At 54.1% G+C, this 12,120-nt stretch carries 6 protein-coding genes; 4 read left to right on the top strand and 2 right to left on the bottom strand.

Annotated elements, in window-relative coordinates; genetic code table 11:
* Position 1 precedes the first annotated feature (1 nt).
* Positions 2-1,636, top strand: a complete 1,635-nt coding sequence (locus JXO50_05095) for an AMP-binding protein (GenBank protein ID MBN2332468.1) — start codon at positions 2-4, stop codon at positions 1,634-1,636.
* Between the two features lie 70 nt (positions 1,637-1,706).
* On the opposite strand, the gene JXO50_05090 is transcribed toward JXO50_05095, so the two are convergent.
* Positions 1,707-3,095, bottom strand: coding sequence for a sensor domain-containing diguanylate cyclase (locus JXO50_05090; GenBank protein ID MBN2332467.1), 1,389 nt, complete (start codon positions 3,093-3,095; stop codon positions 1,707-1,709).
* Positions 3,046-3,597, bottom strand: a complete 552-nt coding sequence (locus tag JXO50_05085) for a hypothetical protein (protein MBN2332466.1) — start codon at positions 3,595-3,597, stop codon at positions 3,046-3,048. Before JXO50_05085 ends, JXO50_05090 begins: the two co-directional genes overlap by 50 nt.
* A 164-nt stretch (positions 3,598-3,761) precedes the next feature.
* On the opposite strand from JXO50_05085, the gene JXO50_05080 reads away from it, so the two are divergent.
* From JXO50_05080 to JXO50_05070, 3 genes are all read left to right on the top strand, one after another.
* Positions 3,762-7,208 carry a PAS domain S-box protein gene (locus JXO50_05080; protein MBN2332465.1) on the top strand — a complete coding sequence of 1,149 codons (3,447 nt, stop codon included), beginning with the start codon at positions 3,762-3,764 and terminating at the stop codon, positions 7,206-7,208.
* A 283-nt stretch (positions 7,209-7,491) separates the two neighbouring features.
* Positions 7,492-11,817 carry a glycogen debranching enzyme N-terminal domain-containing protein gene (locus JXO50_05075; protein ID MBN2332464.1) on the top strand — a complete coding sequence of 1,442 codons (4,326 nt, stop codon included), beginning with the start codon at positions 7,492-7,494 and terminating at the stop codon, positions 11,815-11,817.
* 102 nt (positions 11,818-11,919) lie between these two features.
* Positions 11,920-12,120 (top strand): DUF3417 domain-containing protein (locus JXO50_05070; GenBank protein MBN2332463.1); only part of this gene is annotated, 201 nt, incomplete at its 3' end.

Below are 12,120 nucleotides of genomic sequence, written 5' to 3'. Positions count from 1 at the left end.
TATGCACGAAACGGAATACACCTTTTCCGCCTTTGAAGAGGCCTGTGAGAGATATCCACACCATAAGGCCCTGATCTTCTTGGGACGTGAATTCACCTACAGTTTCCTGAAGCAGATGATCGACCAGTTCGCCACCGCCCTGCACCGCCTGGGAGTCGGCCATCAGGATAAAGTCATGATCTATCTGAACAATACACCGCAATGGGTGATTGCCAATTTCGCCATCCAGAAACTGGGGGCGGTGGTGGTCCCGGTTTCACCCATCTACACCTCCCATGAACTGCTGTATATGGTGAAGGATGCCGATGTCAAAACCGTTATCTGCATGGATACCAATTTTGGTTATGTGAAAGAGGTCGACCGCCAACAGCCCCTGCGGCATATCATTGTTACCAACATGGCCGACATGCTGCCGGCCTGGAAAAAAATTCTCGGCACCCTGCTCGACAAGATTCCCCATGGTACGACGGTGAAGGGAGAAAATACCTTCGGGTTTAATGATCTGCTGCGTAGCGCCCCGCCGGAACCGCCAGCGGTAAAGATCGATCCCATGGAGGATCTGGCCTATATCATGTACACCGGCGGCACCACCGGCTTCCCCAAGGGGGTCGCCGGCAACCATGCCGGCGAGGTCTCCTATGTCGCTGATGTCATGGCCGTCTTTCGCCCCCACATGCATGAGGGGAAGGACACCATGATCATGGTCAATCCGCTGTTTCACATTATGGCAAAAGGCTTCTTCCTGGCCGCCGGGCTCAACTTCGGCAACACGACGATCCTCATGCCTATCCCGGAAATTGATCCGGTGCTGCGGGCCATTGAACGGTACCGGATTCGCTGGATGCTGGGGGTTCCGGCACTCTACCGGATGATTATCGAAAACGACCGCCTGGACAGTTATGACACCTCCTCCCTGACCTATTGCTATTGCGGCGGCGATGTGCTGCCCGGGGAAATCTTCAACCGCTGGCGCGACCTGACCGGCCACCCGCTCTACCAGGTCTATGGTTCAACGGAAGTGGGCCATTTGACCTATAGCCGCCTGGACCAGGAACCAGACCCTAAAACGGTTGGTGACATCCTTCCTTCCCGGCGCTGCCTGGTGGCCGATCCGGAAACCCTGGAAGAAGTGGAACTGGGTAAAACCGGCGAGTTGTTGGTAACCTCGACCTACACCATCAAAAGCTACTGGAAAAAGCCCGATGAAACGAAGCGCTCCTATGTCAGAATCGGCGAGGAGATCTATTACCGGATGGGGGATTATGTCTGCTTGAATAAAAATGGGCAGATCCAGTTTGTTGAACGCACCGCTGATACGATCAAATACAAGGCCTACCGGATCTCCGCCTCGGAAATTGAAGCGGTTCTCCAGGATCATCCCACGGTGATGGGAGCCTGTGCGGTGGGCATTCCTGATCCCAGTTGCGGTGAGCGGATCAAGGCCATTGTGGTTCTTAAAGAAGATGCCAAGGGGGTGGATGGACAGGAGTTGAGTAGCTGGTGCCGCAAACGCCTGGCACCCTACAAGATACCGCATTATATCGAGTTTCGTGACATGCTGCCGAAATCAAAAGTTGGTAAGCTGCTGCGTCGTGAAATCAGGGATGAGGAGAAGCGCAAAGAGAAAAGTGCCTAAGCAGACCACGGATGACTGCAAAAGTTACCCATAAAGCCCTCCACCGACAGCCTGGCACCATCACGTTCCGTCAGTATTCGCTGTCACTATCCCACATCTCCGACAGATAACGTACCACCCGGTTGCGGCCCGCCTCTTTTCCCCGATAAAGGGCGATATCGGCAAACTTGATTGCCTGCCAGAAATTATCGGTATCTTTGGGAAAAAGAGCAACGCCGATGGTAACGGTTTTCTGTAAGGTTACCGTCGGGCTGACCTTCATCTCATGGTTTTCCACCTGCTGGCGCACCTTCTCCGCCACTATCAGGACATCTTCCTCCGCCTTCGAAGACTTGGTTATAATGAGAAATTCCTCACCGCCATAGCGAACAACGATATCAGAACTTCTCACCGAGGCTCTCATAACCTTGGCCAGCATCTTCAGCACCTTATCTCCTGCCTGGTGGCCATGAACATCGTTGACCTTTTTAAAGTGATCGAGATCAGCCATCAGGATGCCAAGCTGCTTCTGCTCCCGAGCGGCTTCAGCAACCAGCAGTTCAATGTACTCTTCCAGAAATCTACGGTTGTTGAGACCGGTGAGATTATCCCGCAGCGTGGTTTCCCGTAAATTTTCCAGCAGTTTCTTGCTTTCGATCACCGGTGCCGCATTGCGAAAATATTCCAAGAGAATGGGGGTTTGCCGTTTCACATGTGACTCATCGTCCGGATGAATGGTGATGTGGACAATTTCCCCTGCAGTGCCGCCGATAATGATGGGGATACAGAGGTGTTTCCTGCCGGCACCATAGCCAAGGAACTTTGGGCAAACCCTTGATTCGCAGTCACCGGCAACGATCTGGGCGAGCCGTTTGGCCCGGCAGGCATCGGCATTGACCATAATTTCTTCCGAACAGGGCATGGAAAAGTCGCTCAACAACGTTTCTCCCTCCAAGTCGGGTTTCACATGGACAATCTGGTTTTTGCCATGGTTCACTTCATAAAAAGCATAGGTGCCGATCCGACTCTGTTCAAGCGTATGGAAAATCCGGGAATACACATCATGGATATTTTCATCCTCCTCAATAAGCTGCTTGAATTTCTCCAAATTTATTTTGCGCTGCACATAATTATTGAACGCCTGAATCATGGTGCCGATTTCATCCTCATTTTTCGGCTTCAGCGAGATATCCGTGTTTTTCCCGGATGAAAGGCCATCAATGCTTCTGGTAATCTCGTTGATGTTGGCCGTTATTGATTTAAGGTAGAAAAAAAGGAAAATCATCACCACCAGGGTCCCGGACAGACCAAGCAGAAAACTCAATCCAACCGCACTGATCGCCTCTTTTTTCCTGGTTCCCATGATGCGGGAAATGTTGCGCTCGCTGTTGACGGTTTTGGCAATGGCAAAGATATAATAATTCAGCGGTTCAAAGTAGATGGAGTTGATAAAATAACCAAGCGGTGGCCCCATCATCATGGGCAAACTCAATATAGCTGCCATGGATGCCGCTTTCAGTGGTTTGGGCAATGATCTTGTATATCTGGTTCTGGGTCACCGGATTGTCGGCGAGGATTTCCTTCAGCGAATGGCTGTTGGTGGCAATCAGCGCCCCGTTGTAATCAAAAAGGGCAAAATTAAAGTTATCATCATTTAAGACGATGACACTGTTTATGAAGTCGTTGAGAATGGCCTCCTTCCCAACATCCTTTCGGCTGTCGGCTTCACTGTAGACTTTGACCAGATGATTGCGCAGATGAACGGTATACTTCAGGTGATTGAAAGCCAGTTGCTCAAAAAATTTTCCCTGTTCGGTAAAAACCTGGCGGTCGCCATGGAAATTTTTGACCTCCAGGGTAATAAAAGAGCCATAGCCGATGCAACCAAGGATGGTCAACCCGATAAGATAGATCCCCAGCAGCTTGACCTGCAGGGAGCGGTTCTTCAAGTAGCGAATAGTTGCGGCTGCTGCATTGGGCATAAATGGACACTCCATAGCAAAGGTAAATACTTCTTACCATCCGGCATGATGCTGAAAAAATTTACCCCTTAATTGAGCTGCAAACAGGTTGGTTTTGACTTATGTGAAATTTAATGCTAACGACATTTTCATTACGCAGTTTTATTTTTAGAAAAAGAAAAAATATGGTGCTGCTTCAGAGGAAAACCCCATCAAAGCTGCTTTCCCTCTACACTTTCGCCATTATTCTCTGCTGGACGCTGCTGAGCGTGGGAATGGCCCTGTGGAATATCCATGGCCACCGGCAACATCAACTGGAATCGGCTCGGCTTCATGCCCAGGCAGTATTGAACAGCGACCTGGTATACCAGCGCCGGTTTGCTGATCAAGGGGGCTTCTATGTTCCTCTCACTGAAGAAACCCTGCCCAACCCCTGGCTTACCCATTTGGAAAACCGTGAAGTAACCACCACCTCCGGCACCAAGCTGACCCTCATCACCCCCAGTTATATGAGCAATGAAATCCATCAGCTGGCTTTCGAGCAATTCGGTTACCAGGGTCACATGACCAGCCTGCAGCCGCTGCGGCCGGAAAACCAGCCGGATGCCTGGGAAAAAAGTGCCCTGGAAGCCTTTGCCCGAGGGGTTAAGGAAGTTACTGAAATAATAAATGTCAACGGCAACAGCCAGTTACACCTGATGCGTCCCATGTACCGCCAGGATCATTGCCTCAAATGCCATCCTCAAACTACAGAAGATGCCAGTGACATTCTGGGGGGCATCAGTCTGGCGGTACCCCTGCAACCTCTCTGGACTGACTTGCGCCAGCACCTGGGCAACATCTTGTTAACCTACGGGCTTATCTGGCTGGCAGGACTGTTGGGAATCGGGGTCAGCAATCGTCACCTGCAACGCTATCTCCTGGAAAGGGAGAAAACGGAGCATGCGTTGCAGGAAAGCGAACAGCGCTTTGAGATGCTTTTTGACCAGGCTCCCCTCAGCTACCAGTCCCTGGATGACGAAGGCAAATTCATCAAAGTCAATACGGCCTGGACTGAAACATTCGGTTACCAGCCCGAGGAAATTGTCAACCGGGATTTTTCCAGCTTGATGAGCGAGAAATCCAAACTGGTCTTCGCCAATACGTTCCCTCAATTTAAACAGCGCGGGCAAACCCACAATGTCGAGCTTGGGGTGTTCCGCCAGGATGGTGAGCTTCGACTGGTCTCCGTCAACGGGAAAATCGGCTACGATAACCAAGGTAACTTCAAGCAAACCCATTGCATCCTCACCGACATCACCGCCCGGCGAAAAACAGAAGCAATCGTCGAAACCCAGCGTATATGGCTTGATACGATCATCAACACCCTGCCTGATATGATCTGCCTCAAGGATGGCGCCGGCCGCTGGCTGCTGGCCAACACCTTCGAACTGCAGCTTTTTGATCTCCAAGGGGTTGACTATCAGGGCAAAACCAGCACCGAACTGGCAGCCGAAAGCCCCTTTTTCTGCGAATCATTGCTCTTCTGCAACAAAACCGATAAGATGGCCTGGCAGGCAAGGATGCCCAGCCGCACCATTCATCGGGTTCCCCAGCATGACGGTTCCGAGAAGGTTTTTGACATCCTGAAGGTTCCCCTGTTCAATGACCGTGGCGACCGCAATTTCCTGATTGTTGCCGGTCGGGATGTTACTGCCACCAAGGCAGCCGAGCATGCCCTGCAACTCAGTGAAAAGTCCTTAAACCGGGCTCAGGAAGTAGCCCAGATCGGCAGCTGGCATCTGGACCTGAAAACCAATATCCTGACCTGCTCAAAGCAGACCTACCGCATCTTTAACATTCCGTCCGATAGCAGCCATGCCTACCAGTTAATTCTGGACTGCATGCACCCTGATGATCAGGAGATGGCCGCTGCAGCCTGGAAGGCTGCCTTAAAGGGGGATCCCTATGAGATTGAGCACCGTATTCTGGTTGATGGGCAGGTAAAATGGGTTCATGAAAAAGCTGAGCTGGAATTCGACCTTAGCAGGCAAGCGGTGAGCTGCACCGGCGTCTGCTGGGATATCACCCCCTACAAAATGGCGACCCAGCAGGTTAAGACCGCCAAGGAACAATGGCAGCGCACCTTTGACTCGGTGGATGATATCATCCTCATTATGGAGCCCGATCTCAGGGTCAGAAAACTTAATAAAGCGGCAATCTCTCTTTTGGGCAATGGCAAGCCAGAAAAAGAGCTGATCGGCAAAACGTGCCATGAGCTGTTCAGCAACCAGAATACCCCGTGCCTAACCTGTCCGGCAGTCCAAGCCATCAACGAGCAGGGTCATCATTACAACGAGATAGTCCACCAGAGCCTCGACCGGTCATTTCTGGTCTCAGCAGCCCCCATCTATGATGACCATGGCACCATAACCGCCATCGCTCATTTTGCCAAGGATATCACCGAGCAGAAAAAACTCAGCGCCCAGCTGCTGCAGTCCCAAAAAATGGAAGGTATCGGCCGGCTGGCCGGCGGCGTCGCCCACGATTTCAATAACATTCTCACGGTCATCAATGGTCATGCCGAGCTGGCTCTGTTATCAACCCCAGTCGGCAACCGGGTCAACAATGCCCTGAAGGAGATCCTTCAGGCCGGCGACCGGGCTTCAGCCCTGACCCGCCAGCTGCTGGCTTTCAGCCGCAAGCAGATCATCAGACCAAAGATTGTGGAGATCAACACCCTGGTTGCCAATCTGGGAAAAATGCTCCGCCGGCTGATCGGTGAAGATATTGAGCTTCATCACCGGCTGACCGACAACCTGCCACCGGTGCTGGCCGATCCTGGACAACTGGAGCAGATCATCATCAACTTGGTGGTCAACGCCGCCGATGCCATTCATGCCGGCCCACACAATCAGACAGGGGTTATCACCATTTCCACCACTACGGCGACTTTTGATCAGGAATACCTTAGAAATCACGAAGGAAGTTCCATCGGCACCTTTGTTCAATTGGAAATTGCCGACAACGGACTTGGCATCCCGGCAGATATCAGAGATAAAATTTTCGAGCCCTTTTTCACCACGAAAGAACATGACAAGGGAACCGGCTTGGGGCTGGCCACTGTCTATGGCATCGTCAAGCAAAATCTTGGCAGTATTTATGTCACCAGTGAACCGGGGAAAGAGACAACATTCCAGGTTAACTGGCCGGCCGCCAGGGAGCAGGGTAACCAACCGGCTGATGTCCCGGCACAGATTGACATTACAACCGGGAAGGGAACAATCCTGCTGGTCGAAGATGAGGAGAAGCTGCTGCAGCTGACCAAAGACAGTCTTACCATGGCCGGCTATCACGTGCTGGCAGCCATCAACGGACAGGAAGCCATCACCATAGCAGAACGCTATGATGACCACCTTGACCTCCTCTTTACGGACATCGTGATGCCGGGGATCAATGGCCTTGAAGCCGCCAAGCAGATAGTTGCCCTGCGGCCCACCATCAAGGTGCTCTACACGTCAGGATATACCGGTGACCGCCTCGAATTACAGGAAGTGAACAAAGACCTGCTGCTCGACAAACCCTACTCCCTGCCGGTTCTGACAGCCAGGATACAAGAAATCCTGCTTCCTGCCACACAAAAAGAAAGCTGAAATCCCCACATCACACGACCAACCGGGGCGCCACCGGTTCTCATTCACAACCACCAGACCAAGTCCCCCTTTTCATGCCGGCTGTTCATTCTGGTAACTGGCAACCGCCCTGAGAACGGGATGGCACGGTAACAGCTCCAGAGTCAAGGCAGATAAGCGGCGGACATAAGACGTACGCGCAACAATAACGCAGGTTGCAGCACAATGAAAGAGATGGAATTGTTCCACAACCATCAGTTTTTGCTGTTTGCCTAAAATTCCAGTTCCATGGTAAGATGCACCCATGTCCAGCATAGACTATCCGCATGATATTCAGCAAACCCCTGCTCCCGGCGTTCGCCTGCTGCAGTTCCAGGGGGATACCCTAACCTTTGCCCTGACCCTGACAACTCCCCAGTCGGGAACCTGCTGGCTGCGCACTAATCTTGGCCAGGCGCGGACCACACGCCGGGAGGTAATCCGTCAGGTGGAAAAGCAGGAGCCACCTCTGGGACGAGACTGGTTTGATCTGCCCATGGAACAGCTTGATGACCGTCATTTCAGCCTCACGGTGCCCCTGCTGGAAGTGGGACATGCGGCCGGCAAATGTTTTTTCCTCCCTGAAGGAGAATCCACCCCGGTCTGGCCGGCAGGGGACAATACCATCATCAACATTGAGCCCGCAGCCAGCTGTGGCGCCAATATTATTTACAACACCTTTGTCAGGCAGTTCGGCCCCAACAAAACAGGACGGAACATTCCAACCGGCAGCGAAGAAATCTGCATTGATGCTCTTGATCAAACCGGCTACACAGTCATCCCGCCATCGGGGACCTTCCGGGATCTGATCGGGGAACTTGATTTTATCATCGGTGAACTGGGCTGTCGGGTTATTCAGCTGCTGCCGATTCATCCGACACCAACCACGTACGCCCGCATGGGTCGTTTTGGCAGCCCTTATGCAGCCCTCAGCTTCACCGCCATCGACCCGGCATTGGCGGTCTTTGACCCGCACGCCACCCCTTTGGAGCAGTTCGGCGAACTAGTGGATGCCATTCATGCCCGCCAGGCCAGCTTGTTCATCGATATTGCTCCCAACCATACCGGTTGGGCCGCCAACCTCCATGAAACCCATCCTGAATGGTTGGTCAGGGATGCAAAAGGACGTATTGAAGTTCCAGGTGCCTGGGGGGTTAACTGGGAAGATCTGACCAAGCTTGATTATCGTCACCAGGAACTCTGGCAATATATGGCCAATGTCTTTCTTACCTGGTGTCAGCGGGGGGTTGACGGCTTCCGCTGTGATGCCGGCTACATGATTCCTCACGCCGCCTGGAAATACTTGATCGCCAAAGTCCGGGAGCAATACCCGAAAACCATCTTCCTTCTTGAAGGTTTGGGTGGCAAGATGGAGGTCACCGAAGCACTGCTCGACAGCGCCAATTTCAACTGGGCCTATTCCGAATTATTCCAAAATTATGACCGCAGCCAGATTTCCACCTACCTGCCAGGTGCGCTGGGCACCTCCTGCAGCCGGGGAATAATGGTTCACTTTGCTGAAACCCATGATAACAACCGGCTGGCAGACCGCTCCACCACCTATGCCAGGATGCGGACCGCCCTCTGCGCCCTCTGCGCCCCCAACGGGGCCTTTGCCTTTGCCAACGGGGTTGAATGGTACGCCACCGAGAAAATCAACGTTCATGATGCCGGCTCCCTGAACTGGGGGGCTGAAAAAAACCAGGTTGACCATATCCGGCAGTTGAACGCCATTCTCATGACCCATCCCGCTTTTTACCAGCTGACTGAACTTACCCTCATCCAGGAAGGTGAAGGAAACTGCCTGGTACTTCACCGCCGGCATCAGCCATCGGGCAAGTTCCTCCTGGTAGTCGTCAACCTGGAGGAGGGACAGCAGGTTACGGCATTGTGGCAGACACCCCCTTTACCTAGGGACACCTCCACCTATGTAGATCTGCTCACCGGCGCAACGGTGGTGGTCAACACCGATGGCGGACAACAGCACTGCACTCTTGCGCCCGGACAGGTGCTCTGCCTTTCCCCCGACCCAGAGGATCTTGGCTTGATCAATGACCGGCTTGCCAAGCCTTTTGGGATGCCACCTCTGGTGGCCAGCCAATGCCTGCAGGCTAAAGCCCTGGAGATCTTTTCCTTTCACCGGGGGGGGGATGCTGCCCTGGCCTCATTTGATGCTCTGACGGCCGCCCGGCAGCTTGCCGCCGATCCGGAAGCCTATGGCAATAGCTGCCAGGGAAAAGGACAGGAACCACGGATAACTGTCTGGCAATGGCCCCGCGACCTGCACCGGGAGGTGATGGTTCCCCCCAACCATTCCCTGCTTGTTCAAGCTGCCCATCCTTTCCGGGCCAGGCTTACCGAAGGTCAGCAAACGTTGAGTTGCGAGGAAAGCCTGCCGACAGCAGGTGGAACCTTCTTTGCCCTCTTTCTCCCCCGCCGGACACCGGCGGCACACCAGTCATTAACCCTAGCGCTGTCACTCTACACACCAGCTGGCACCGAGCACCTGCAGGCCCCCCTGCGCTACCTGACAACCATCGAGCAGGCGCTGGTTAAACGGCATTTCAGCCGGACTGAGCTGCTGCACACCCCTCTTTTGCTGCTGAGTACCAACGGCCGCGGAGGAATGCTGCGCACCAATATTTTCTGGGACACCCTCAACAGTCGCTATGACGCCCTGCTGGCCGCCAACCTTAACCGGGAGATTCCCGTTGATCGACAGATTCTCTTCAGCCGCTGCCGGGCCTGGCTGGTTTTTCAAGGGTATTCCCAGACCATTAACGGTGACTGTCTCGACTCCTTTTCCTTCGACTACCGCACCGGCGGCAGGTGGCATTACACGATCCCCACCGGCCAGGGAGAGCATGTGGCTTTTGCTATTACCTTCACGATGCTCCCTGGACGCAATGCCGTCCGTCTGCAATGGGCAAGATTGCCGGCGGCGGGGATTGCCGGCCGTCTGGCCGACGATCAGCAGGTTGAACTGATTCTCCGGCCTGACATTGAAGATCGCAGCTTTCACGAAACCACCAAAGCCTTCCTGGGAGCCGAACACCACTGGCCGGCGGCCGTTGAACCGCAAGCGGACGGCTTTATCTTTTCACCGACAGCAGATCACCGGCTGGTCATCCGGATGGCCAATGCTGCCTTTACAAGCCAGCCTGAGTGGCACTATATGGTCTACCATCCCCGTGAGGCTGAGCGTGGTCTCGATCCCGATTCCGACCTTTTCAGCCCGGGTTATTTTTCCTCCCTGCTCACCGGCGGTCAGGTGGCAACCTTGAGTGCTGAAGCACTTGCTGCTGACGATCCCCCAGGCAACCTCCAGGCAGCCCTACGGGAAAGCACATCCACCCTCCTTGACCAGGTGCCCATCACTGAATATACTCTTGATACAGCGTTGGCGCTGGCAATCGAGCACTACCTGGTCAAACGGGGCTCTCTGCAATCGGTGGTTGCCGGCTACCCCTGGTTTCTTGATTGGGGTCGCGATTCGCTGATTGTTGCCAGAGGCCTGATTGCCGCCGGCAAGCTCAGTGAAGCAAAGGCGATCATCCAGCAATTCGGTCGTTTTGAAGAACGGGGCACACTGCCCAATGCCATCCATGGCAATGATGCCGGCAACCGTGATACCTCCGATGCCCCTTTGTGGTTTCTGGTTGACTGTGCCGAACTGGTGGCGGCTGAAGGAAGTGAGGATTTTCTGGCAACCGGCTGCGGCGGCCGGACGATTCGTGACATTCTCTTCTCCATCGGCACCTCGTTGATTACCGGCACCGCCAACGGCGTCAAAATGGACCACGAGTCGGGACTGATTTTCAGTCCGGCACATTTCACCTGGATGGATACCAACCACCCCGCAGGCACCCCGAGAGAAGGATATCCCATTGAAATCCAGGCATTATGGCGGGCCTCCCTGGTCTTCCTGGCCATCCTTGACCCGGAGGAAAAACAGGGTGGATGGTCCCGGCTGACCCGGCAGGTTGAGCAGTCAATTGTCGATCTTTTCTGGCTCAAGGAGGATAACTTTTTTGCCGATTGTCTCCATACGCCACCGGGGAACCCGGCCCGCAAAGCTGAAGCTGATGACGCCCTGCGGCCTAATCAGTTGCTGACCATCACCTTAGGGGCGGTCAGTAACCCTGAAATCTGCCAGAAGATTCTGGCCGCCTGCGCCGAGCTGCTGGTTCCCGGAGCTATCCGCAGTCTGGCTGACCGGCCGGTCCGCCGACCACTGGCGATCATTCATCGGGATCAGCTGCTCAACAACCCCCAGCACCCTTACCAGGGGGAGTACAGCGGCGATGAAGACAGTTGCCGGAAACCGGCATACCATAACGGCACCGCCTGGACCTGGCTTTTTCCGAACTTTTGTGAAGCCTGGGCCATGACCTACGGCCGACAGGGATGGGAAACTGCCAGCTCCTGGATGGCAAGCAGCACGCTGCTGTTCAACCGGGGCTGCATCGGCCAGCTGCCGGAAATAACCGACGGCAATGCTCCCCACCGGCAGCGGGGCTGCGACGCACAGGCCTGGGGAGTCAGTGAACTGCTGCGGGTTTTCCAGCGGCTGCAGGAGGATCGACAGTAAGTCTGGCATTCTTCCGGCAAGCAAACTTTTCCCATGGGCCGTTGGTGGGCAAATCCATGACAGATAAAGAAGATAACCTCTATTCCAACCAAGGACACGATCATGAGTCATCTGCAAACATTCAATGTTTTTCCCAAGGTTCCACAGCCGCTTGCTTTTCTCGAACTCCTGGCCCGCAACCTCTGGTGGTCCTGGCACCGGGATGCCGTTGAACTTTTCCGCCGGATGGATCCCCGACTGTGGGATGAATCCCGCGGCAACCCGCTGGTGTTTTCAACGCTCGTTTCCCAGGAACGTTTGCAG

It is taken from the genome of Candidatus Anaeroferrophillus wilburensis (assembly GCA_016934315.1).
GTDB classification, from domain to species: domain Bacteria; phylum Desulfobacterota; class Anaeroferrophillalia; order Anaeroferrophillales; family Anaeroferrophillaceae; genus Anaeroferrophillus; species Anaeroferrophillus wilburensis.
The sequence above is the reverse complement of the archived record's forward strand: the minus strand, read 5'-3'. Positions and strand labels throughout refer to the sequence as shown.

Coding starts and splice junctions, on each gene's coding strand:
- JXO50_05095 (MBN2332468.1), top strand. CDS start 2: ATGCACGAAACGGAATACACCTTTTCCGCCTTTGAAGAGGCCTGTGAG.
- JXO50_05090 (MBN2332467.1), bottom strand. CDS start 3,095: ATGATGATGGGGCCACCGCTTGGTTATTTTATCAACTCCATCTACTTT.
- JXO50_05085 (MBN2332466.1), bottom strand. CDS start 3,597: ATGCCCAATGCAGCAGCCGCAACTATTCGCTACTTGAAGAACCGCTCC.
- JXO50_05080 (MBN2332465.1), top strand. CDS start 3,762: ATGGTGCTGCTTCAGAGGAAAACCCCATCAAAGCTGCTTTCCCTCTAC.
- JXO50_05075 (MBN2332464.1), top strand. CDS start 7,492: ATGTCCAGCATAGACTATCCGCATGATATTCAGCAAACCCCTGCTCCC.